Source organism: Streptomyces carminius (assembly GCF_002794255.1).
In the GTDB taxonomy this organism is placed as follows: domain Bacteria; phylum Actinomycetota; class Actinomycetes; order Streptomycetales; family Streptomycetaceae; genus Streptomyces; species Streptomyces carminius.
This window is the reverse complement of sequence record NZ_PGGW01000069.1, coordinates 263,120-286,667: the sequence shown is the minus strand read 5'-3', so window position 1 is coordinate 286,667 and position 23,548 is coordinate 263,120. Positions and strand designations below refer to the sequence as shown.

16 protein-coding genes are annotated in these 23,548 nt (G+C 73.5%); 9 read left to right on the top strand and 7 right to left on the bottom strand.

Going from position 1 to position 23,548, the window contains the following annotated elements:
* The first annotated feature begins 37 nt into the window (after window positions 1-37).
* From CUT44_RS28270 to CUT44_RS28260, 3 genes are all read left to right on the top strand, one after another.
* Window positions 38-4,393, top strand: coding sequence for a non-ribosomal peptide synthetase (locus CUT44_RS28270; RefSeq protein ID WP_100204802.1), 4,356 nt, complete (start codon window positions 38-40; stop codon window positions 4,391-4,393).
* A gap of 417 nt (window positions 4,394-4,810) precedes the next feature.
* Window positions 4,811-6,376: an SPFH domain-containing protein gene (locus CUT44_RS28265; protein WP_408646820.1), complete on the top strand. Its 1,566-nt coding sequence runs from the start codon at window positions 4,811-4,813 to the stop codon at window positions 6,374-6,376.
* Window positions 6,377-6,387: 11 nt separating this feature from the next.
* On the top strand, window positions 6,388-7,713 hold the full coding sequence (locus CUT44_RS28260) for an SPFH domain-containing protein (protein ID WP_408646819.1): 1,326 nt from the start codon (window positions 6,388-6,390) through the stop codon (window positions 7,711-7,713).
* 54 nt (window positions 7,714-7,767) lie between these two features.
* Here the strand turns inward: CUT44_RS28260 and CUT44_RS33655 are convergent, their stop codons facing one another.
* Entirely contained in the window at window positions 7,768-8,085 is a 318-nt protein-coding gene (locus CUT44_RS33655; RefSeq protein WP_199185865.1) for a hypothetical protein, read from the bottom strand.
* Here CUT44_RS33655 and CUT44_RS32885 point away from each other — a divergent pair.
* Together CUT44_RS32885 and CUT44_RS28250 are read left to right on the top strand one after the other, a co-directional pair.
* Window positions 8,078-8,440, top strand: a complete 363-nt coding sequence (locus CUT44_RS32885) for a hypothetical protein (protein WP_146252315.1) — start codon at window positions 8,078-8,080, stop codon at window positions 8,438-8,440. The two genes, CUT44_RS33655 and CUT44_RS32885, sit on opposite strands and share 8 nt — an antisense overlap.
* The gene (locus tag CUT44_RS28250) at window positions 8,403-9,911 is read left to right on the top strand and encodes a hypothetical protein (RefSeq protein ID WP_146252314.1); all 1,509 of its coding nucleotides are present in this window, start codon (window positions 8,403-8,405) and stop codon (window positions 9,909-9,911) included. The genes CUT44_RS32885 and CUT44_RS28250 overlap by 38 nt, the downstream gene beginning before the upstream one ends.
* 232 nt (window positions 9,912-10,143) lie before the next feature.
* Here the strand turns inward: CUT44_RS28250 and CUT44_RS28245 are convergent, their stop codons facing one another.
* Together CUT44_RS28245 and CUT44_RS28240 are read right to left on the bottom strand one after the other, a co-directional pair.
* Window positions 10,144-10,797: an NUDIX hydrolase gene (locus CUT44_RS28245; RefSeq protein WP_100204798.1), complete on the bottom strand. Its 654-nt coding sequence runs from the start codon at window positions 10,795-10,797 to the stop codon at window positions 10,144-10,146.
* Between the two features lie 289 nt (window positions 10,798-11,086).
* A complete protein-coding gene (locus tag CUT44_RS28240; protein WP_100204797.1) occupies window positions 11,087-12,283 on the bottom strand; it encodes an MFS transporter in 1,197 nt (398 codons plus the stop codon).
* 80 nt (window positions 12,284-12,363) lie between these two features.
* On the opposite strand from CUT44_RS28240, the gene CUT44_RS28235 reads away from it, so the two are divergent.
* Together CUT44_RS28235 and CUT44_RS28230 are read left to right on the top strand one after the other, a co-directional pair.
* Window positions 12,364-12,993 (top strand): TetR/AcrR family transcriptional regulator, encoded by a 630-nt coding sequence (locus CUT44_RS28235; protein WP_100204796.1) that lies wholly within the window; start codon window positions 12,364-12,366, stop codon window positions 12,991-12,993.
* A gap of 180 nt (window positions 12,994-13,173) precedes the next feature.
* Complete coding sequence (locus CUT44_RS28230; protein ID WP_199185864.1) at window positions 13,174-15,435, top strand: MMPL family transporter; 2,262 nt, start codon at window positions 13,174-13,176, stop codon at window positions 15,433-15,435.
* Window positions 15,436-15,545: 110 nt separating this feature from the next.
* On the opposite strand, the gene CUT44_RS28225 is transcribed toward CUT44_RS28230, so the two are convergent.
* The 3 genes from CUT44_RS28225 to CUT44_RS28215 all read right to left on the bottom strand — a co-directional run bounded on the left by CUT44_RS28225 (window position 15,546) and on the right by CUT44_RS28215 (window position 20,681).
* Window positions 15,546-18,353, bottom strand: a complete 2,808-nt coding sequence (locus CUT44_RS28225; protein ID WP_100204795.1) for an alpha/beta hydrolase — start codon at window positions 18,351-18,353, stop codon at window positions 15,546-15,548.
* 172 nt (window positions 18,354-18,525) lie between these two features.
* Window positions 18,526-19,833 (bottom strand): ferritin-like domain-containing protein, encoded by a 1,308-nt coding sequence (locus CUT44_RS28220; protein ID WP_233221721.1) that lies wholly within the window; start codon window positions 19,831-19,833, stop codon window positions 18,526-18,528.
* Window positions 19,830-20,681, bottom strand: coding sequence for a phosphate/phosphite/phosphonate ABC transporter substrate-binding protein (locus CUT44_RS28215; protein ID WP_100204794.1), 852 nt, complete (start codon window positions 20,679-20,681; stop codon window positions 19,830-19,832). Before CUT44_RS28215 ends, CUT44_RS28220 begins: the two co-directional genes overlap by 4 nt.
* Before the next feature lie 507 nt (window positions 20,682-21,188).
* Between CUT44_RS28215 and CUT44_RS28210 the strand changes: the two genes are divergently transcribed.
* Window positions 21,189-21,422 (top strand): hypothetical protein, encoded by a 234-nt coding sequence (locus CUT44_RS28210; protein WP_100204793.1) that lies wholly within the window; start codon window positions 21,189-21,191, stop codon window positions 21,420-21,422.
* A 448-nt stretch (window positions 21,423-21,870) separates the two neighbouring features.
* Here CUT44_RS28210 and CUT44_RS28205 read toward each other — a convergent pair whose 3' ends face one another.
* A complete protein-coding gene (locus CUT44_RS28205; RefSeq protein WP_146252313.1) occupies window positions 21,871-22,680 on the bottom strand; it encodes a hypothetical protein in 810 nt (269 codons plus the stop codon).
* 209 nt (window positions 22,681-22,889) lie between these two features.
* Here CUT44_RS28205 and CUT44_RS28200 point away from each other — a divergent pair, with 209 nt between their 5' ends.
* Complete coding sequence (locus CUT44_RS28200) at window positions 22,890-23,204, top strand: hypothetical protein (protein ID WP_100204791.1); 315 nt, start codon at window positions 22,890-22,892, stop codon at window positions 23,202-23,204.
* The last annotated feature ends 344 nt before the right edge of the window (window positions 23,205-23,548 follow it).

Below are 23,548 nucleotides of genomic sequence, written 5' to 3'. Positions count from 1 at the left end.
CCACCCCGCAGCTCCCCACCCCACGCCCAGGTACCCCATGTCCTGGGAGCAGGAGTCCATCTGGCTCAACGACCAGTTCCAGGCCGGGGCCCGCCGCTATGTGGAGTCCTGGATCCACCGGCTGCGCGGCGCCGTCGACACCGCGGCCGTCGAGACCGCGCTGACCGCGGTCGTCGCGCGCCACGAGCCGCTGCGCACCGCTCTGGTCCTGGAGGATGGCGACAGCGTGCAGGTGGTGTCCCCTCCCGCCCGGGTGCCGCTCGACATCCGTCCGGTCACTGCCGAGGACGTGCCGGAAGCCGTCCGCGCGGCGGTCTCCGTCCCGCTGCCGGCGGACCGGCCCCCCTTGCTCAGGGCGACCCTGCTGCGTATCGGTGAGCGCGACGCCGTCCTGGCCGTCGCCCTGCACCACGCCGTCATCGACGGATGGAGCCTGCGGCTGCTGGACGAGGAGTTCAGCGAGCTGTACCGGGCCGCCGTCGAGGACCGTGCCCCGGATCTCCCGGAGCTGCCCCTGTCGTTCGGCGAGTACGCGGCGGCCCGCCGCCGGGAGACGGCCGCGGCCGACGCGGCCATGGAGTACTGGCGGCGGACGCTGGACGGCGCGCCCGCCGAGTCCGCCTTCCCCCTGGACCGCCCGCGCCCACCGGTGCCGGGCGAGGAGGGCGGCCTGGTCGAGTTCACCGTCGGACCGGAGCTGGGGGACGCCGTCCGCCGGGCCTGCCGCGACCTTCGCACCACGCCCTTCGTGCTGCTCACCGCGGCCCTGTCCGCCCTGGTCGGCAGGCTCGGGGGCCAGGAGGACATCGTGCTGGGCACCCCGGTCAGCCGACGGGACCGCTGGGAGCTCGAACCGCTGATCGCCTGCCTCACCGACATCATGCCGCTGCGCCAGCGCGTCCGGCCCGGCCGGCCGTTCCGGGAGCTCGTCGCCGCCACGAGCGCCGTCGTACGCGGTGCCGTGGCGCACCGCGGCGCGCCGTACGGCCGGCTGGTGCGGGAGCTGGCCGGTGAGCGGACCCGGTCCAGGAACCCGCTGTTCCAGATCGTGTTCACCGTGGACGACGCCCGCGCCCCCGGGCTGCGCCTGCCCGGCGTCACCACCGAGCGGCTGTACGGCCACAACGGCACGGCCAAGTTCGACGTCTTCCTCCACCTCGTCCCCCGGGACGGGGGCTACCTGGGCAGGCTGGAGTACGCGGCCGGAATCCTCGACCGCGGCACCGCGGACCGGCTCGCGGAACGCTTCCTCGCCCTGCTCGCCGACGCCGTGCGCCACCCCGACCGGGCGGTGGACGACCTGGCGGTCATGTCCGGGGCGGAACGGCGGCTGGTCACCGACCGGTTCGCCCACGGCCCCGAGCCGGCCGGCGACCGGCCGCTCGCCCACGAGGCCGTCGCACGGACCGCCCGGCTGCTGCCGGACGGCCTGGCCGTCGTCGACGGCGGGCGGCGGCTGACGTACGCGGCGCTTCAGGCGGCCGCGGACTCCCTCGCGCGGTGGCTGGTGGCCCGCGGCCTCGCCGGGAAGCGCGTCGGCATCCGCCTGGAACGCTCGGCCGACGCCCTGGTCGCCGTACTGGCGGTGCTGCGCGCCGGCGGTGCCTGCGTGCCGATCGACCCCGCCCTGCCGGCGGAGCGCGCCGCCCTCATGATCCGCGACAGCGGGGCGGCCGCCCTGCTCACCGGAGGCGAGGCGGCCACCGGCCCGGTCCCGGTCCCGCCCGGCGTGCCCACGCTTCTCCTGGCGGACGCCCCCTCCCCCGCCGACGCTCCCACCGCCCCGTCCGCGGCACTGCCGTCCGTCACGCCCGACGACCTCGCCTACGTCGTGTACACCTCCGGTTCCACCGGGCGGCCGAAGGGGGTGGCGATGCCCCACCGCTCGCTCGCCGCGCTCGTGGCCTGGCAGTGCCGGTCCTCCGGCGCGGTGGACGGCACGCGCACCCTGCAGTTCGCGCCGCTCGGCTTCGACGTGGCGTTCCAGGAGATCTTCAGCACCTGGGCCTCCGGGGGCACCCTCGTCCTCGTGCCGGACGCCGTCCGGGGCGACCCGCACCGCGTCCTCGATCTCGTCGAGCGGCACTCGGCCGAGCGTCTCTTCCTGCCCTACGTCGCGCTCCAGCAGCTCGCCTCCTACGCCGTCGCGGTCGGCCGCCGCGCCGACAGCCTCCGTGAGGTGATCACCTCGGGGGAGGAGCTGTACGTGACCCCGGCGATCAGGGAGTTCTTCGCCGGCTGCCCCCGGGCGCGGCTGGAGAACCAGTACGGGCCGTCCGAGACCCACGTCGTCACCGCCCACCGGCTCACCGGTGCCCCCGCGGCCTGGCCGGACCGGCCGCCGATCGGGCGGCCGGTCCCCGGCAGCAGAGTCCACATCCTCGACGGGCGGCTCCGGCCGCGCCCGGTCGGAGCCGTGGGCGAGATCTGCGTCGCGGGCGACGGGGTGGCCCTTGGCTACCTCTCGGACGAGGCCGCGCACACCCGGCGCTTCGTCCCCGACCCCCCCGACCTCTCCGCCCCCTCCCCCGGCCCCTCCCCCTCGGGGCTTCTCTACCGCACCGGTGACCTGGGAAGGTTCCTGGCCGACGGCACGGTCCAGTTCCTGGGCCGCAGCGACGACCAGGTCAAGATCCGCGGTTACCGCGTCGAGCCGGGAGAGGCGGAGGCCGCGCTCAAGGCGGTTCCCGGTGTGACGGAGGCGGTCGTCGTGGTGGACGGCACCGGCCCCGAGGAGAGGCGGCTGGCGGCCTGCTTCACCGGGACGGCGGACCCGGACCGGGTGCACCGGACGCTGCGGGACCGGCTGCCGCACTACCTCGTCCCTTCCCGCCCGGTCCGGGTCCCCGCCCTGCCCCGCACCGCCAGCGGCAAGACCGACCGGGCGGCCGTCCTCCGGCTGCACTCGTCCGCCGTCCGGGCCCCGCGCCCCGCGACGTCCGGGGAACGCGTCCTCTCCGACGGCCTCGAACACGACCTGGCCGCCGTCTGGACCGACGTCCTGCGCACCGACCGCCTCGGCCCGGACGACGACTTCTTCTCCAGCGGCGGCAACTCGCTCCTCGCCGTACGCCTCGCCGTGCGGCTCCGCGGCGAACTGGGTCTGGACCTCCGCCCCGCCGACGTCTTCGCGGCCCCCACCGTCTCCGCCCTCGCCGCCCTGGTCCGCAGGGCCGGTGCCGCCCCGCGGGAGACGGGGCTCGCCGCGCGCGCCGTCCTCGACCCCGGGATCACCGCCGCGTCCGAGGTGGTCCCGGCGACGGCCCGCCCCCGCCACCTCCTCCTGACCGGAGCCACCGGGTTCCTCGGCGCGTTCCTCCTGCGCGACCTGCTCGAACGCACCGGTGCCACGGTGCACTGCCTGGTCCGCGCGGACGACACCGCGGCCGCCCGCAAGCGGCTGCGCCGCACCCTGGAGCGCTACCGGCTGTGGCGCGGGCACTACGAGTCCCGCATCCGGCCGCTGGCCGGCGATCTGGGCCTGCCCCGCCTCGGCCTCGACCGGCGGACCTTCGACCGGCTGGCGCGCTCCGTCGACGCGGTGTACCACAGCGGTGCCGCCGTGAACCTCACCCACACCTATGAGCAGCTCAAGGCCGTCAACGTCGACGGCACCGCCGAGATACTGCGGCTGGCCGCCGCCCACCGCACCGTGCCGGTGCACCACGTCTCCACCGTCGGTGTCTTCCCCCCCGACGGGCCGCCGGGCGACCGCGTCCCGCCCACGCGCCCACCCGGCAGCGGGGCACTGCTGCGCAACGGGTACGCCCGGACCAAGTGTGCGGCCGAGGCGCTGGTGGCCCAGGCCAGGGAGCGCGGCATACCCGTGACCGTGTTCCGCCCCACCCGGATCAGCGGGGAGACCGCCAGTGGTGTCTGCCAGACCTCGGACTTCCTCTGGCTGCTGGTGAAGGGCTGTGTCCAGGCCGGGCTGTCCCCCTGCGACTACTCCGCCGACTTCGACCTGGTCCCCGTCGACTACGTGAGCGCCGCCATCGGCGTCCTGTCCGCCGATCCCTCGACCGCGGGCCGCACTTACCACCTCTCCAGCGAACGCCTCCTGCCCTTCACCGACATCGCGGCCAGGCTCCGCGCGCTCGGCTACCGCCTGGACGACGTCCCGCTGGAGGTGTGGCACCGGCGGGTGGAACAGGACCCGGGCAACGCGGCCTTCCCGCTGCTCGGTCTCCTGCCGCCGACGGGCTCCGCACCGTCCGGTGAGATCCGCGCCGACTCCCCCGTCTTCGACTCCTCGGCCACCCGTCGCGCACTGCGGCCGAGCGGGGTGACCTGTGCCGTGGTCGACGACGCGCTGTTCGCCCGCTGGGTGCGCTCGTTCGTGCGCGACGGCTTCCTCCCCCCGCCGCGGCCGGCGGACGGCCGGCCCGGCTGACCGGTTCGGGCGTCCGCCGGCCACGGCGGAGGGGGGAAGCGGGAGGAGAGGGCGGGAGGGGAGGAAGCCGCGCGGCGGACCGGTCCCGGCCGCGGGCTCCCCGCTTCCCCCGTTCCCCCGGCCCTTCTGCGTCAACTCGCCGCCCCCGCCGTGCCTTCGCCCGCCCCTCGTGTTGTGATGGGCCTGACACGTCCGACACGGCACGACCGCGACCGACGACGGCGAAGGGCAGACGTGGCACGAACAGAGAACATCAGGAGAATCGCGCAGACGGTCGCCGGGGGCGCCTCCCCGCGCGACGTCGCCGAGGAGGAAGTGCGCCGCCGGGTGCGCGGCGGAGGCGGGCAGGAGTCCGCCGGAGGCGGGGGCCGCCCGCGGGGGGAGCGGGGGGAGCGGGCGGAGCCGCAGCAGGACGGCATGGATCCGGCCGACTTCCCGGCGGCCCGGGAGCAGGGCGGCTCCATCGCCACCGTCATGACGCAGGAGAGCGTCCCGCTGGCGGAGGCCGGCGAGACGCTCAACCGCAGCGAGCAGCGGCGCGAGGGAGGGGAGCCGGTGCACGCCATCTGTCCGATGGTGCTGCCGCGCGGGCGCTCCCTGCTGAGCATGCTTCCGGTGCTGCTGCTGCTCGTGGTGGGCGCGGTGGGCACCTCGATCGCCGTCGCCGCCGGGGGCGGTGTCCTGACCAACCCCTTCTTCGGCGTCCACTACTGGCTGCTGGCGCTGCTGGCGGTGGGCTTCGTCTGGTGGCGGCAGGGCATGGTGATGGTGCCGGAGGGCTGCCAGGCGCTGATCACCCGGTTCGGGAAGCTGGAGCAGGTGGTCGGCCCCGGCCGGGTCATCCTGCTGAACCCGTGGAAGCGGGTGTCGTACATCCTGAACACCACCCGCGAGTACCCGTTCAACGCGCCGGTGCGCGAGGCGCCCACCCGCAGCGGGGTGAAGGCCTCCATCGACCTGTTCATCCAGTTCCGGATCAGCGATCCGGTGGAGTTCGTCTACACCCTCGGCGCGGTCCGCGGCTTCGAGGAAAAGCTGAGCAACGCGGTCAGCGAGACCATCCGCAGCCTGATCTACGAGCAGGAGGCCGCCGGGATCTACGACATGGTCGGTGAGGACACCGGACGGCTCCTGGAGCAGCTCAACCAGCAGTTCCAGCCGGCGGTGGAGCTGACCAACGCCAACATCACGCACGCCGAGCCCGCCGACCGCAACTACCGCATGGACCTGGCGGCACCGGAGATGGTGCGGGTCGCCAAGGAGGCGTACACCCACGAGTACGCCCTCCAGCTCCGCAAGGAGCAGGACGAGGGCGACCTCACCAGGGAGCTGGCCTCCCTGCGGGAGACGCTCTCCGGGATCCAGGCGGAGATCGCCCAGTACCAGGCGCAGATGGACACCGCCGTGGAGCGGGAGACCAACCGGGCCCGTGCGCTGGCCCGGCAGCGCTACGTGCAGGCCGAGTCGGAGGCGAAGGCCAACGCGGCGCTGCTGGAGGCGCAGTCCCTGGACATCCGCGCGGTGACCGCCGCCGAGGCCCCGGAGATCCTGGAGTACCGCTACCAGCAGCAGGTCCTGGACACCCTGGAGCAGGTGGCCGACCATCTGCCGCAGCTGGTGCGGGTCGGCGGCGGGGAGCCCGGCGGCGCGGCGGGGGTCGACTTCCTCCGGCTGGCCCGGGAGATGGTCGGCGAGCGGGGCGCGGAGCTGTTCACGGAGGCAGACATGGCGGCCGTGCGCGGCCGGCTGGGAGAGGTCTCCGACCGTATCGCCGGACGCCAGGAGGAGATCCAGGTCCTGCTGGCGGAGGCGGAGGAGCGGCCGACCGTGCCGTCGGAGGCGACGACCGGAGCGCCCCGGGCACCGGAGACGTCCGGGGTGCCCGTGGCGTCCGAGGCGGCCGACGCGGCCGGAAGCAGTGAGACCACCGGAACCACTGAGACCACCGGAACCACCGGAACGTCCGAGGAGGCCGCGGAGTGAGCACCGTACCCATGAGCCGCAGGTCGGTCATCTCCGAGGCGGTGGCCCCCTGGAGCGAGGTCGCCCGGCTGCTGCGCGGCGGCGAGGCGGGCACCCTGGTCCCGGTCATCATCCCCCGTCACCGGCGCCGGCTGTGGTGGCTGCTGCCGCTGTGGTTCGGGGTGTTCGCGCTGCTGACCGGGGTGATGCTGACCGCGGGGGGCGCAGGGGACTCCGACGGGCTCTCCGGTGACGTGAGCGACGCCCTGGCCGGGCTCTCGTACGCCCTCGGCGTGGTGTCCCTGCTGGCCGGCGGGCTGTGGTGGTGGCGTTCCTCGATCGTGGAGATCGAGCAGGGCACCAACGGGGTCCTGACCCGCTACGGCGCCGTCGTCCGCACCCTGGACCCGGGCCGCCACTACCTGTGGCACCCGTGGTCGCGGGTGGACTTCGTGGTGGACACCGCCACCGAGATCCCCTACTCGGCCCCGGTGATGGCCTGCCCGACGCAGGAGAACGTGCCGCTGCGGTCGATCGAGTTCTTCCTGAAGTTCCGCATCATCGACGCGGTGCTGTTCGTGCGCACCATCGGCGCGGGCAACTTCGACCTGGTGCTGTCCAGCGCGGTGCAGGACGCCATCCGGCAGCGGGCCCGCAGGGTGCGCACCGAGCGGGCCTACGACCTGCGCGGCTCGGACGTGGCCGACATGCAGGAGCTGCTCAACCGCCAGCTCTCCCGCTACGGGGTGCGCATCACCGGCTCCAACATCCCGGAGGTGCAGCTGCCCACCCAGTACCAGCAGCACCTGGCCACCCGGGAGCGGGTCGCCAAGGAGCGCGCCGCGTACGACCAGGAATGGGGCCTGACCCGCAAGCGCCGCATCGACAGCCTCCAGATGGACATCGAGCGGGCGAAGAAGGTGCGCGACGCGCGCATCGTCGAGGTGAAGGCCGCGCTGAACAAGGCCCGCGAGGAGGTCGCCCAACTCCTGGAGGAGCAGGAGACCAACGCGCAGCGGGTGCGGTTCGAGATCGAGACCCGCGGGCGCAGCGGGCTGATCGCCGCGGAGAACGAGGCCCGCGCCCAGCGCCGGCTGGCGCAGGCGTACCGCGACAACCGGGCGGTCCTCCAGTACGAGCTGGCCCGCCGCCGGCTGGAGGTCGGCGCGGCCCTGGCGGGCAGCGCTCCGCGGCCGGTGGTGGTCCGCACCGACGGGGCGGAGGGCGGCGACACCTCGGCGCTGTCCACGCTGCTGACCGCCCAGTTGCTGCCGCGGCTCGCCGCCCTCCCGGCGGCGCCGTCGGCAGCGTCGTCCGCGCGTCCGGCGCCGCCGGAGCCGGTGGGCGGTGAGGACTAGCGGTACGCGGTGACTGCTTCACGCCCCCGGTGCCGGACGGCCCCGGGGGCGTACTCATGGACGCACCACTCGGCACAGCCGTACCCCCGCGCAGGGCGGAGCCGGGGAAGACGGCACCCGGGTGATCACCCAGCCTTCGGCCGGGCGGTGCCCCCAGTAGCCGGTGGCCTGGGAGATGTCCGCGTCGTGGGCCAGGCAGTGGACGCAGGTGCGGTGGCGGAACCAGCGCAGCACCAGCACGGCCTGGCGGAACGGGCCCAGCGCCCGCGGGCCGCGCGGAGTGCCGATCCGGCGGCGGTGGGCGGTCAGGAGGCGGGCGAGATACTCCACGACGTGGCGCGGGACGTCGAGCAGGGCTCGATAGGTGACCAACGTGAAGCCGCCGGCTGCGGACGCGATCTTGGCAGACCCGTTCCTACCAGGGGCTTTACGTCTGCCCGCCCCCGGGGCAGGACCGCCCGACCCACTCGGGTACCAGAACCTCATCCGGCTTCGCGTAGATCATTTCACCGAGAAGACCCGACTCACCAAATATCTGTCACTTTCAATCATTATTGAGCAGGCCACGGCGATTATCCGACTGGAGAAGCCAAATCACCGACACGTCATTCCTTTCCATGCCTCGGTGAGAGATCGTCAGGACCACCCCTCTGACGGCTTCTGGCAACCGGGAGAACGAGATGCCGCACGTGTCGGGCACGAGTTTCAACAAAATCATCAGCGGTGATCTCGAATCGGTCGCGGTCGTGGCCCAGTGTCTCGACAACCAGTGGATCCCCCGGGAGTTGCTCACCACCATGCTCGCGCATGGCACGTCGCTCCGGGACTCCCGGGTGATCGGGGAGCGACTGCGCGCGGTGCGCCACGAGTACCTGCGGGCGCTCCTGAACGCACAGCAGGTCATCGTCAACCGCGCGTTCTTCCTCAACAACCCGGTCGTCTACCGGGACTTCCAGGAGGACGGTCCCTCACGTACGGCCTTCAAGGCACTGCTCGGCGACTCGGTGATCGTCCCCTACCTCTACCAGGAGGACAGCCTGGTGGACGAGTACGACTTCACCGTGCAACCGGAGGGGGCCAGTGCCTGGCGGGAGGTGGTCGGCGATACCGCGGGGAGCTGTCTGCGGCTCTCCTGGGACAAAGCGCAGAACGAGGACGCCACCCGCACCAAGCTCCAGCGCCCGTTCCGCCGCCAACTGCTCGTACTGCCGGACTTCGAGGTGGCGAGCCTGGAGCGCGATTTCGGGCTCGCCCCGGAGGAAGCAAGACTGCTGAAGGCCCGGCTGATCGAGGTCAACAACTGGGCGGCGGGCGAGGAGTCCGTCACCAGGGAGCAGTTCTACCGAAAATTCGTCGTCGCCGACGGCACCGATCCCGCGGACGGCAGATACGACCGGACCAAGCCGTTCGCGGCCGAACTGAAACAGCTCGCCGATCTGAAGTACAACATCGCCCTGCCGGACGCAGTGGGCCGCTTCCCGATGACGCCCACCGGCTCGCTGGACCGCACGGCCCTGCAAGAGGTGGACCGCGCCATGAGCAGCGGCAGAGCCGTGCCCGCGGATGAACTCGTCCACATGCTCAGGCAGCAGGCGTTCGCCCTCGCGCAGAGACCGCTCGACGTCGGGCTCACCGGGCTGGAGCTGAACCACGTGCGTCAGGCCAGAGGAACCGAGGAATGGCTTCGCTACAAGGACAGCCTGCTGCGTCTCCTCAGCGAACCCGAGCGCATGCCGACGGCACCCGAGGAGTTCACGGCCCGCGGCCAGGAGGTCTACGACCGGTACGTGGCACTGGCCGAGCGGCTCACCGGCATCGTCGGAAGACGCCGTGAGGGTGCGGCGGACCGGTGGCAGCCCATCATCAGGCTGAGTGTTCACACTCTTGGCTCGGTCATGTCCATGGTGTTCGACAACGAGCCCCACATCGAGGTGGCGGGCAACGTGGCCGAGTCCATCGCGACACAGGCGTCCAAGGCCGTCGTCCGCTTCTCCGTGGTCGGCCGGGACCAGCGCCGTGCCGGACGGCAACTGGAGACGAGCTTCGACCTGATGCAGGTCGAGTTCCAGAACACCAGGGACGAGTGGGACGATCTGGCCAGGCGGATGCAGGAGGCGGGATTCGCCCTCCGCGAGGCGGACGGCCAGGCCGCGCAGCAGGCCACCCTCAACGCACCGGAGGACGAGAACGGGAGATAGGACCGCCTCACGGCGTGGTTCCCCGGTCCGTCTCCCAGGGGGTGGCGCGGCAGGGGGGTGGCACGGCGGGTCCGCGCGCCGGTGACCAGGGAAGGGCGGCGGACGTCCGGCCCCGTCCCCACCACGGGCGGCTGCCGCGGAACGCGCAAGGACGCCGCCGGACCGGGGACGAGCCCGCCCAAGGAATCCCGACGCCCGTACGGCACCGGCCGCGCTCGGGCCCGTCACGCAGTCAGAGCAACCGCCGCAGGCGGGCCTGGGTGAAGGCTGCCAGGGTGAAGCCGTCGGTGATGGTGCCGCTCAGAACCCTGTCGTCGACCTCCTGTGGGGTGAGCAGCACGGTGCCGCGGATTCCTGCGCCCGTCTCCACGGCGCCGAGCGCGTCCAGCACTGCCAGGAAGAGGTGTACGGACTGGCCGTGAAGCCCGGTGTCCGGATGAACTGTTCCGAGGGGGGTGATGGACGACACCGCCCGTACGCCGACTTCCTCCCTGAGCTCCTTGAGTGCGTTCTCCTCGGCCGTCAGGCCCTCCGTGCCGAACCCCCGGGGGATCTCCAGATGCCACGAGCGGGTGGCGTGCCGGTAATTCTCCAGCAGGACGACGCGTCCGTCGACGAGGGGCAGAACCGCTCCGGCAGGTCCCTCGGAGGCACTGATGATCCGCAGATACGTACCCACCCGGCCGTCGGGGAACCGCACCGGATCACGGAGGAGACGGATGTACTCGTCGCTGTAGACGATCCCGATCCTCCCCGCGTCCTCCGCGGCTTCCGCAGGGTCGATGACGTCGATACCGCCCTCCCCGTCGTTGTGAAACAGCTCGGGGCGGTCCCGGCGCAGCAGCTCGTACGCGGCCAGGGAGGAATCTTCCTGCGGAGGGGGCATGGGAGCGAGTATCCCAGGGACCGTGTTCCGCCCACCCGCACGGCGACCCGCCGATCGGGGGAGGACGCTCGGAGCACCCGGGCGCGGTGGTCCCGGCGGAGGCGGCGACCCCTCGGCGCTCTCCACGCCGCTCGCCGCCCTTCCTGCGGCGCCGGCCAGTCTCGGGGACGCCCCCCGGGGACAACGGCACGCCCGGGGCCGCGGCCGGTGAGCCCGGCGGGCGACGAGAAGTGAGGCGCGTCGCCGTCCGTCCGGTGTCCCCGGCACCGCCCGCGTGCCGGGGACGTCCTCATGGGCTCGTCACCGCACGCAGCCGCGCTCCGCACAGCACGGAGGCGAGGAAGGCGGCGCCCACCAGTCCCCAGCCGGCCGGGTAGCCGCCCGGGCCGTCCGCCAGGAGTCCGAAGGCGAGCGGCCCGGCGACGAAGCCGCCGAAGAAGCCCGTCGAGACCAGGGCCGAGGCGTGCCCGGTGGCGCCGAACACCGGGCTGCGCACCACCGCGACCATCGAGACCGCGTTGGCCGCCACCGCCGTCCCGCCCAGGCCGACGGCGCCGAGCCACACCAGCGGGGTCAGCGCGGTGGCGGCCGGCAGCAGGGGCACCAGGCACACCGACGCCCCCGCCAGGACGAGCAGCGGGCCGGAGACGTCGGCGACGCGCCCGCTGTGGCGGGTCCACAGCACACGGGCCGCGATGCCCGCCACGCCGAGCGCCGCGATGAGCCCGCCGGAGGCCCGCTCACCCATGCCGAGCTCCTCGTGGGCGTAGAGCGGGAGATAGGTGTTGAGGGCGGCCAGACCGGTGCCGACACCGAACGAGTAGCCGATGAGCCGGCGGGCGGGGGCGTTGGGCGCCGCGGGCAGCAGACCGCCCGTCCGCCGCTCGGCCGGCGGATGGTCGGGCGGCAGGCGCAGGGCCAGGACCGCCGCGGCCAGCGCCACCGGAACGACCAGGGCCAGTGCCGTACGCCAGGAGAGCGCCGCCGCCAGCGGGGGGAGCAGCAGACCGGCGGCGAACGCGCCGATCTGCACCCCGGACTGCTTGACGCCCACGGCCGCGGCCCGCCGCGGGGGCGGCAGATGGACGGCGATCAGCCGGTTGGTCGCGGGATTGGCGAACGCCTGGGCGGTTCCGGCGAGCACCACCGCGAGCAGCAGCCGGCCGTACCCGCCGCCCAGCGAGAGGACGGTGAAGGCCGCCGCCACCGCCACCAGGAGCGCCGTCAGGGTGCGGCGGCCTCCCAGGAGGTCGGTGAGATGGCCGGTGCAGAGCGACAGCACGGAGGCGGTGCCGAAGGCCGACGCCGTCAGCGTGCCGAGCTGGGAGCGCGAGATCTCCAGTTCACCGAGGAGCCACGGTCCCAGCGCGCCGAGCGCGAAGAGCACGAACATCGCCAGCCCCATGCCCGCCGTGAGCAGCGGCAGCAGTCCGGCGGGCGCCTCCGGTACCCGGTCGTCCGTCCGTGGTGCGGGCCGTGCGGCCATCCTCGGTCCCCCTCCTCGCGCCGATTGTGTTGTAGTCTCACTCTAGAGTAGAACTACAGTGAATGGCGGGTGGTACGAGGATGAAGGCCAAGTCCGGTGTCAGACAGCAGAAGGCGCAGGAGACCAGGAGGCGCATCCTCGACGCGGCGCTCCGGCTCTTCACCGCCCATGGTTACGACGGGACGACGATCGACTCGATCGCCCGGGAGGCCGAGGTCGCGGTCCAGACCGTCTACTTCAACTTCGGGAACAAGCCGACGATCCTCAAGGAACTGGTCGACGTACGCGTCGCCGGGGACGACGAGCCGGTCCCGACGCTGGAGCGCCGGTGGGTGCGGGAGGCCGTCGCCGCCGAGTCCCCACAGGCCCAGCTGCGCCACCAGGTGACGGGTGCCCGGCAGATCTACGAGCGGGTCGGCGAACTGCTGGAGGTGCTGCGCAACGCGGCCGTCTCGAACGAGGACGTGGCCCCGCTGTGGGAGCGCAACAAGCGGCAGCGCCTGGAGGTGCAGCAGTACCTGGTGAAGGCACTGGCGGACAAGCACCCGCTGCCCGGTTCCCTCACCCCCGACCGCGCCGCGGACATCGGCTACGGCCTGCTGGGGCCCGAGATGTACCACCTGCTGGTCACCGAACGGGGCTGGACCTCGCAGCAGTGGGCCGACTGGGTCCACTCCGCCCTGTGCCACCACCTCGTCGGCGGGAGCTGAGGCCCGGGAGGGCCCGGGACCGGCCCCCGTACGGCATCCGTGGCGCCCGGTGGCCCGGCACCCGGCGCGTTCCGACCGCGGCTGGGCGGTGACGTGTCCGTGCCCGCACCGCCCCACACCGCCCCGCACCGCATCGCACCGCTCCGCACCGCATCGCACCGAGAACCCCTGGGAGAACCCGTGGCTCTGACGACACGGCCGCACACCGGCGGGGACACCCCGCAGCCGCCCCCGCCGCACGGCCGGCTCACGGCTCTCGCCCGCGCCCTGATCCGGCACCGGACGCCGGTCTTCCTGCTGGTGGCCGCCTTCTCCGTGGCGGCCGCCCTGTTCGGGAGCGGAGTCGCCGGGCACCTGTCCGGCGGCGGCTACACCCCCGAGGACTCCGAGTCCGCCCGCGCCGAGCGGCTGCTCACCGAGCGCTTCGGGGCCGGGTCCCCCGACATGGTCCTGCTGCTGGAGGCCGACACCCCGGTGGACCGGCCGGAACCCGCCCGGGCCGGCCGGGAGTTCACCGAGCGGCTCCGCGCGGAGTCCTCCGTGGTGTTCGCGGAGTCGTTCTGGACCACCGGCGACCCGTCACTGCGTTCCGAGGACGGGCGCTCCGCCCTGGTCCTGGTGGGACTCGCCGGCGACGAGGACCGGGCCACCCGCGCGGCCCAGGACCTCGTACCGGGACTCACCGGCGAACAGGGCCCGTTCACCGTGACGGCCACCGGCGACGCCCCGCTCAACGACCAGTTGGAGAAGCAGAGCCAGGAGGACCTGACCCGGGCGGAGCTGATCGCCGCACCGCTGACCCTGCTCATCCTGCTGGCCGCCTTCGGCTCCCTGGTCGCCGCCCTCCTGCCGGTGCTGGTGGGCGTCGTGTCGGTGCTGGGCACCCTCGCGGTGCTGCGCCTGATGGCGGAGTTCACCGAGGTGTCCCTGTTCGCGATGAACATCACCACGGCCCTCGGCTTCGGACTCGCCGTCGACTACAGCCTGTTCATCGTCACCCGCTACCGCGAGGAGCTGGCCCGGGGCCGGGAGGTGGGCGAGGCGGTCGCCGAGAGCCTGCGCACCGCCGGCCGGACGGTGCTGTTCTCGGCGCTCACCGTGGCGCTCTCACTCGCCGCGATGCTGGTCTTCCCCGTGTACTTCCTGCAGTCCCTGGCCTACGCCGGGATCGCGGTGGTGGTCCTCGCCGCGGCGGCCTCCCTGCTGATCCTGCCCGCGGTGCTCGCGCTGATCGGCCGGCGGATCGACCGGTTCGACGTCCTCGCGGGCCTGCGCCGCCGCCTGCCGGGCTCCCGGCCGGACGGACAGGGCTTCTGGCACTGGCTGGTGAGCGGGGTGATGCGCCGCCCGGTGCTGCTCGGCGGAGCCGTGGCCGCGCTGCTGATCGTCCTCGCGCTGCCCTTCGGCCACGCCCGCTTCGGTCTCACCGACGACCGGATCCTCCCGGCGGGCAGCAGCGCCCGGGCCGCCGCCGACACCGTCCGCGAGGAGTTCCCCGGCGCCGCCACCTCCCCGGCGACGGTGGTCCTGCCGGGCCTGGACCCCGGGGAGCGGCGGGCGGACCTGGCGCGGTACGCCCGCGATCTCTCCCGCGTCGAGGGCACGGCGCGGGTGGACGGGGCGGCCGGGAGCTGGGCCGGGGGCCGCCGGGTCGCGCCGCCCGGGCCGGGCTCGGCCGCCTACGCGGACGGCTCGGAGGGCGGCGGCACCTGGCTGTCGGTCGTCCCCGCCCCCGGCCCCAACTCGGCGGCGGGCGAGGAGCACGTGCGGGCGCTGCGCGCGGTGGACGCGCCCTCCTCCGTCCTGGTCGGCGGACCGGCCGCGGCACTGGTGGACACCAAGGACGCGCTGGGCGAGCGCATACCCTGGGCCGCCGCGGTGATCACGCTGAGCATGTTCGTCCTGCTCTTCCTGTTCTCCGGCAGCCTGGTCGTCCCGCTGAAGGCCCTGCTGCTCAACGTGCTGAGCCTCACCGCCTCCTTCGGCGCGATGGTCCACGTCTTCCAGGACGGCCACCTCAAGTGGCTGGTCGGCGACTTCACCCACACCGGGCAACTGGAGGTGACCGTTCCGCTGCTGATGTTCTGTGTGGCGTTCGGTCTGTCCATGGACTACAGCGTCTTCCTGCTCTCCCGCATCCGCGAGGAGTACCTGGCGACCGGGGACAACACCCGGGCGGTGGTGTTCGGGATCGACCACACCGGCCGGCTGATCACCGCCGCCGCCCTGGTGGTCGCCACGGTCATGGCCGCGCTCGCCACCTCGCAGCTGAGCCTGCTCAAACTGCTGGGCGCGGGACTGGCCCTGGCGGTGCTCGTGGACGCCACCCTGGTGCGCGGCATCCTCGTGCCGGCCGGAATGAAGCTGCTCGGGAGCGTCAACTGGTGGGCACCGCGCCCGCTGCGGAAGCTGCACGAGAAGGCCGGGCTGCACGACGCCTGATCCCGGGCCGCCTGCCCGGCGCGCGGCGGCGGGACTCCCGGGGAACGGGAGCCCCTGCCGCCGCCGACCGGACAGGCAGACAAGGCGGGCAGGCGGGCAGCCGTCGGGCGCTACGGGGCGTCCCGCACCCCGCCGGTGACCAACGGGCCTTCCACCGGGTTTCCGGAGCCGTCCTCGACGAGCAGCCGGAGCCGCAGTGACTCCTCCGGCTCGGCCAGCTCGTCCACGGCGACGGGCACGCTCACCTCGGTGCTCGGATCGTCCGGCGGAAGCGCCAGATACACGCGGAGGTCGTCCCCCACCTCCGACAGCGGCCGCTCCGGGAGCGCCGGGACGTTCTGGTAGTCCTCCAGCCAGGTCCGGTCGAGGTCCGTGGTGGACAGCTCCGTTCCGCCGTCCACCGGCACCGGCCGGAACCAGCCGAGGACGTAGGCGTCGATCTCCTCGTCCAGGGACACCCGCCAGGTCAGTTTCTGCCCCTCGGCGACCCGGTCGGCGACCGGGGTCACGGTGATCTCGGGCAGGGGGTCGTCGTTCCGCGCGGTGACCGTGCCGCTGGCGGAGCCGATCACCGTGCCGCTGACCGCCTTCGCGGCCGTGTACTGGGAGAGGTCGCTCCCGAAGCGGGTGTTGCCCTCCACCTCCACGGGCAGGTCGGGGACGTCGCCGGGCCGCACCGTCACCGTCCGGACCGCGATGTCCTCCGAGCCCGGTTCCGGGACGAACAGCCGCGCCTGGCCGCTGCCCTGGCCGGATATCCGCACCGGCACCCGGTGGGTGCGGACGCCGGAGTCGCCCTCGTCGACCGTCAGATGACCGAGGTCGATGCGGGTCAGCGCGGCCGGCTCGGCCTCGGGGGTGCCGGGGCGCCAGCCCCAGGAGTCCACCAGCCACGCCCGCCCCGAGGCACTGCGCGGGGTCAGTTCCAGGCTCTCGATCCGCTCCGGGTCGAGGCCGGCCTCGGCGACGGCCGCCAGCGGCACCCGGACCTCACGGGCCCAGTGCGAGACGGTCCGCTCGCTGCCGGGCAGCCCGTCGACGCTCACCCGGCCGAGTTCGGCACGCCGTCCGGAGGCGTCGGTCAGGGCCACGTCGAACCGGGTGCCGGTGGTGTTGGGCGGCACCATCAGCCGCAGGGCGAGTGCCTCCGCCCCGGCCACGGAGACCGGTTCGGCCGGGGTCACCCGCACCGCGGCCGCGGATCCCGGTGCCGACCACTCCAGCGCCACGGCGTGCCGCCCCGGCTCGTCGTTCGTCAGCATCCAGACGAAGTGCGGCGATCTCCCGTCCTCCGCCGGGTCCAGGCAGGCGGTGGCGGGATCGGGGTGGACCTGCCGGCACAGCCGCCCGCCGGTCACGGCGGGTTCGTCGTCGGGCAGGAACGCGGGGGTGCGATGGGCGCCGACGGCGTGCGTGAGGACCTGCGCGGGACCGGCCGAGGGGGCCCGCACGCCGGAGCCGTCCAGCAGCGGGCGCACCCGGTCGTCACCCTCGACGAACAGTCGGGCCGCGGCGGCGAGGTACGTCGCCCCCGCGGTGTGCTGCTGGGCGGCGGTCAGCCGCGTCCCGGCGGCGGTCGGCGAGCAGACCGGGTCCGGGTTGTCCTCCCCCCAGTCCTGGAAGTCGTCGGCGGCGGGTGCCTCGGCCTCGCCCGGCGTCCACTCGCTGTTGAAGAAGTTGTGGTTGGCGCCGACCAGGTACACCACGCTGTGCAGGGCGGCGCCCCGGCTGACGCCCCGGGTGGCGTCCGCGTACACCTGCCCCTGCAGATCGGAGACGTCCCCGTCGCAGCCCGGGAGGATCGTCATCGACGGCACGTCGGGGACCGGGTTCTGACCGAAGGCGGTGGGGGCTATGTGGGCGGTGCCGCGTATGGTCCAGCGCGTCTCGCCGCCGTAGCCGTCCTCCTCGGCCGGCGGGGGGTAGAGGCTGTCCATGGCGGCCCGGTTCACGCCCTCACCGCCCCGCGAGTGACCGACCAGCAGCACCTTCGACAAGTCGGCGGGCGGCGCCGACCGCACGGCCGCCGGCGCCGTGGCCGGGTCGGCCGACCAGTCCGCCCAGCGGGCCAGGTGCAGCCGCACCAGGGAGGAACGGGCCTGCGCCCCGCCGTCCTTCGCCAGGTAGTCCTGGCTGTTGATGCCGTTGGCGGAGACGGAGACCGTCACATACCCCTGGGAGGCCAGGAGTTCCTGGTCCTTCAGATAGCCGCGGTGGCTCGGCACCGGCTTGGCACCGGAGGGGCAGGGCCACTCCCCGGTCGGCCACTCCTCGCCGTCGGTGTAGCAGGTGCCGTGGCGGCCGTGCAGGAAGAGCGCCAGCGGACGGCGGCCCTCGGCGCCGGTCGGCGCGACGACCACCGCGCGCATCTCCACCGGGGTGTCGAACCCGGGCAGCGGCACCGGCGGCAGCTCGTACTCGCCGGTGACCGTCCCGTACTCGCCGGGCGTGCCCGGATCGACGGAGTTCGCCGGGAGCACGGCTCTCGGTCTCACCGAGGGCGGGGGGTGCCCGGGCCGCTGTTCCGCGACCGGGCCGGGCTCGTCCAGACGCAGGCCGCCGGCCCGCACCTCCAGCCGCTCCAGCCGCTCCGGGCGGACCTGGCGCAGAGCGAGGCGGAAGGTGCGCCCGTCGGCGTCCGCCACCGGGTGGCCGAGGAGCCGGTCCCCGGCGTAGAACCCGACGGCGGCGCCGGTCAGGGGCACCGGGCCGGCCGAGCGCCAGACCAGCTGCCTGGCCGGGCCCTCACCCGATAATCCCCAGCCTTCCGGGAGTTCACCGCCGGGCGGCGCCGACGACGACGGTGGTGGCGGCACGGGCTCGGCGGGCTGGGCCTGTGCCACCCCCGGCACCCCCGCCGCCACCGTGCACAGGGCGGCCAGGGCCGCCAGGGCGGCTGTCATACGCGGGACACGCATCGACGTTCCTCGCTTTCTGGACCGGCACCGGGCCGGTCCGGGTGCCTCGTCGCTCCCCGGGAGTCCGTCCACTTCTATGACCGGCCTCCGGAGCCGACGGGTTGCCTCGCACCGGGAACGTCGCCCGGAGGTGCCTCCCCCGGGCACCCCCGGGGGAGGCACCCCCGGCGCGTCACATGAAGTTGCGGGTGTGCAGCGCGGAGAGCTCGGCCGCCTCGTCGGCGGGGAAGCCCAGGTGCAGCAGGCGCCGCTGCCGACCCTCGTCCATCTCGGCCTGGAGCCGCAAGACCGCCTCGTGGCCCCGGCCGACCGCCCGCGGCGTCCACTCCCCCGCGGCCAGCACCACCAGGGAGTCGAAGACGTCCTGGTTGAGCCCGGCGGTGTCCACCAGCGCGTCGTGGCGGCGCTCGACGGCGGCCCGGAGCCTGCCGCGCAGCGCCGGGTCGAGGGTGCCGCGGTGGTGGAGGTGGGCGACGCCGAAGGCGACGTGCCTCGCCTCGTCGCGGCGGGCCAGGGCGGTGATCCGGCGGGTGACCGGGTCCGGGGCGTGCCGCTCCAGGAAGCCCAGCAGGCTCAGGAAGCTGCCCTCGCCGAGCACCGACAGCAGGAACGAGGCCAGCGAGAAGTCCGGCTCGGTCAGCAGGGTGTGCAGCGACTCGCGCCCGCCGGCCGAGGAGGTGCCCAGTTCGCCGCCGCGCAGCAGGGCGCGGCGGGTGAAGACCTCCATGTGCCTGGCCTCGTCGGCGGCCTGGACGGCGAGCAGTTGCTGCACCTCCCGGAAGTGCGGGTGGATGCGGGCCAGCAGCCGGGCGGGGACGACGAGGGCGGCCTGCTCGTTCTCCACCAGGTACGTCATCACCTGGACGACGGCCCGCTCGACCTCGCCGGGCAGGGTGAAGCCGGCGTCCCAGTCCACCGCGCGGGCCGGGTCCCACTGCTCGGCCGCCGCGCGGGCGTACAGGGCGGGCGCGACGTCCGCCCAGACGTGGTCGCGGTCGGCCAGGTCGAAGGGCCCGGCCGGTCCGCCGTCCTCCACCAGCGCGCCGCGTGCCGCCAGGCCCCAGGCGGCCGGAGGGCGGGCGACGAGCCCGTCCGGGCCGGGGCCGCCCGCCCGGACGGCGCCCGCCCAGCGGTCCAGGTCCGCACGGCCGCGGACGACGCGGGCGCGTATCCCGTCCCCCCAGTGCTCGCCGGGCCCGGGTATCCGCACCCGGTGCCCCTGTTCGCGGCACCAGGCCCGCAGATGGACGGGCAGCAGCGGGTCGTCCCCGGCCACCGCCAGCTCCTGGCCCGGGCGCAGGTCGCGCAGCGCGCGCTGCACCAGCAGATGGGCGCCCCGCTCGAAGCCCAGCGCCCCGAGCCGCACCACCGGCGGGGTCGGACCCGGGGGCTCCCCAGTGCCGCCGCCGGGCGCGTCCCCGGCGGCGGCACCGGAGCCGGGCTCCGTGGAGCCGGGCTCCGTGGAGCCGGGCTCCGTCACGGCGTGTACTCCGCGGCGGTGATCCGGCCGTCCGCGGCGTAGAAGCCGCTCTCGTCGACCGCCTCGGCCAGCAGCGCGTAGCCGCCGGTGCGCCCCGGCAGCCACTCGGTGAGCCCCTCCAGGTCCAGCAGCGGGCGCACCCCGGGGTCGGCGTAGGACATCGACAGCAGCAGCCTGCCGAACTCCTCGGCGAGTTCCAGCGGCGCGCTGTCGGAGACGGTCATGGTGCAGTGGTCGTACGGCTCGGTCTGCGCCAGCACCCGGGTGCCGCCCGGCGGCAGGACGCCCTCCCGGCCGAACAGCAGGTGGTTGGCGTCGATGACGCACGCGGCGTCCACCTCGCCCGCGGCCAGGGCGCGGGCCGCCTCCCGCTCCCCGCCGACGTGGTCGCCGTGCAGCCCGGTGCCGATGTCGAAGCGGCGCACCGCGAAGTCCTCGCCGGGGCGCAGCCCGGCCCGGCGCAGCAGCGCCAGCGGCAGCAGGGTGGCCTGCGGCGAGTCCACCGCGCCGACGGCGACGGTGCGGCCCTTCAGATCGGCGGGCGAGACGAGCGGCGAGTCGGCGCGGACGAGGACGAGGGAGGTCAGGTCCTGGTCGGTGTCCCGCATCACCAGCGTGCGGACGTCCCGGCCCGCCGCCCGCGCCAGCCGCTCGGCCCGGAGCCAGGCCAGCGGCGAGTTCCACGCGGCGTCCAGCCGGCCCGCGACCAGGTCCTCGACCTGCCGCTCGTAGTGGGAGTACAGGACGTAGTCGAAGGGCAGGCCCTGGCCGCGCAGCCAGTCCCGGAACCCCTCCCAGATGGTGACGACCTTGGGGTCGTAGGCCACCGCGCCCATCAGCAGCGTCATCTCTCACACCTTCCCGTTTCCGCCGTCGCCCCCTGCGGGCCGCCGTCCGGGCCCGGGTTTGGAGAGCGCCGTTGTGGTGACCCGTCGTCAGAGCCCTGTTGTGGCCGGCGGGTCCGCGCACCCACGACCGGAACGCCTCATACGGGATTTTTCTCCGGGAACCGTATAAGAGTGGAATCTCCTGGGCAATCACCCATCCGGCCGCCCTTCGGGACGCCTCCCGCCGACTGTGCCGTGCGTCACACTCCACCGCGCCGTCAAACCGTGCCGAGCACCGCTCCGCGGCAGCGAACGGGCCGCCGTCCACGGCCGGCCCGCCAGGGAGGGCCGGGACGCTTCCCGGCCCTCCCCGCGCCACGCCCACCGCCCCACCGTGGCGTGCGTCACACCCGCCTCCGGCGAGCGAACCCCGGCGCCCTCCCCGCCATGTCAGCGGGTGGGACGGTCACCGTGACCGCCCTTCGTGCACCGCGTGCACGACATCAGAGGAACTGAACAGGAGCCTCCGTGACCAGGAGCAAGCTCGGCAAGGTGCTCGCCGCGGCCGCCGTCTCGACCGCCGCCGTCGCCCTGCCTCTCGCCACCGCCTCCACCGCCTCCGCCGAAACCCGCCTCCTCCCGCACTACACGGAGTCGTTCCTGGAGTGCCAGACCCTGGGCAACAAGGCCGCGCAGCAGGGGATGCTGACGGGCTTCAACTGTGTGCAGGAGGGCTACTGGGTGGTCATGTACCCCTGGTGACCCGCTTCCGGGAATCCGGACCGCACCCTCGATGAGACACCCGGCCCCGCGGCACCCCGCGCCGCGGGGCCGGGCACCCGGGCCGCACCGGCACGGCCCCCGGCTTCCCCTCGCCCGTGCGGCGGGAGGCCGGGGCGCCGCCGGGCGGGTCAGGCGCCCCGGCCGCCGTCGAGGGCGAACCGCACCGGCTCGGCCAGGACGGCGGCCGCCGAGTCCGGGTCCGCGAGGCGGGCCGACACGGGCATCAGGCGATCGGTTCCCTGCTCGGCGTGCGGCGGCGCACGGGCATGCGCGCCCTACCCTTGCCAGGGAGGACCGAAGCGGACACCCGCCTCGAAGATCCCGAACGCATCAGGACTCGCCACGTACGGCATGTCACGTGGCGCGCCTGCCGGGTAAAACGACCGCCGCCCCTCCACGGCGTCGAAAGCTTGGCCCGGACCCTCCGTTACTGCGGCGCCCCCTGACCCGGCAGACGTGTGCCCCGGTGCACCAAGTCATCGATGCCTCGTCGCAGTCCGGTGTTCCTGATACTCCAGTCGACGACACCGACAGGTCTTCCCGTTTCCCTCTCCAGACGCACAGCCAGCGACCTGAGATCATCCTTGAACGAAGCTGCCGTGACCAGCAGGTACACATCGCATTCCGCATCCTTCGCACGCGCTGTGAACCGGTCGACAAAGGAGGCCGACAGGCGCCCCGACTCCATCTTGGCCGCCATCGCGTAGATTCCGACGCGTTGCCCCGCAGATGCCTCGAGCACTAGGAGGGGGTCTCCGACTTCCGGATCGGCCAGAGGATGCAGACCGCGGTCCGGTTCAAGGGCGGCATCAGCGGCATACGCAACCTCGCTCAGCAGAAGTGCGAAGTCCAGAGCGACAGCATGGGGGTCCTCGACGACCCCGGGGTCGGTCAAGAGCATGTCATCCAGCAGGCGCCTGGCTTCCGGCGGCGGCCCCAGCCGGGCCCGCCGGATCAAGCGAGCCCGGCGTCGACCCATCATCAGTTCAGCGTCCATGAGACGTCCGCCGAGAAGTGGCATCCCCGTAATCGCCATCAGGAGAAAGACACTTCCCGCGACAAGGGCCACGGCGGTTCCGGCCCCGTTGCCACTGGTGAACATCGCAACGGATCCGGCTCCCGCCAGCAGGAGCCCGGCAGCAGCCGCGCCGACCCGCTGCCACCGGGACAGCGGGTCGGCCTCGGCCGGATCGAGTTGTGCGCGGGCGCCAACCCCGCTCGTTTCACTCTGCGGCATGGGACAGACGGTAGACCTGCGGGCATACATTGTCACGGCTTCCTCCGAGCGGGAGACGGAGCCAGGGGAATCGTGCCGAGGCAGAGCAGAAAACGCGCCCATGTCTTCAACATTGTGAATGTCCAGAGGGCCGCCGCATTCATCGACGGCCAGTCCGGACGTGCGAGACCCATGGACTGGAGAAAGTTCTCCCCGCTGAGGACGGATTGATGCTGAGTATTGAACGCGCGGCCGAACTGGCCCGGAGATTCCTGGACGAGGAGGTCGGAACACCCGACTTCCCCTTCGAACTCATCGAGGAACAGCACGCCAGGGTCGGGAAGGACATCTTCTTCGACTGCCAGTCGGCGGCGTATCTCAGAAGCGGGGACCTGTCCGACATGGCCATAGGCACGGGCTACGTGTGCGTGGACGGGGAGACAGGAGCCTGTCGTCTGCTCGGGGCCGTCGAGTCGCTCGAGATGGGCCTGTTCGAAGATGACGAAGAGGACATGGACGAGGAGGAGGAACGGCCACCGGAGTGACCGGCGAGCCGACCCCGCCGTGGTCCGCCCCCCGGGGCACCACGAGAGCGGCGCGCCCTGGGTCCACACCGGCACATCGGCACCTATGAGCCCCGGTCCCCGCATTTTGCGCCATCTTGCCCGCCGTCACGTTGCCCTTCTCTTATGCCTCAACTTGGCTGAAGGGGTACACACAGAAGCGATGGAGCAACTCTTCCGGCAACAAGGCAAGCAGTGCCATCACGAGTCGCGGGAACAGCGCGCAGTCTCCACCAGGCAGGGATCGATGCCGACGACGGCATGTGCATCAAGACCAAGGCTCCGGCTCCGCGGGCCCAGCGCCACTCTGCGAGCACTGCGACTGA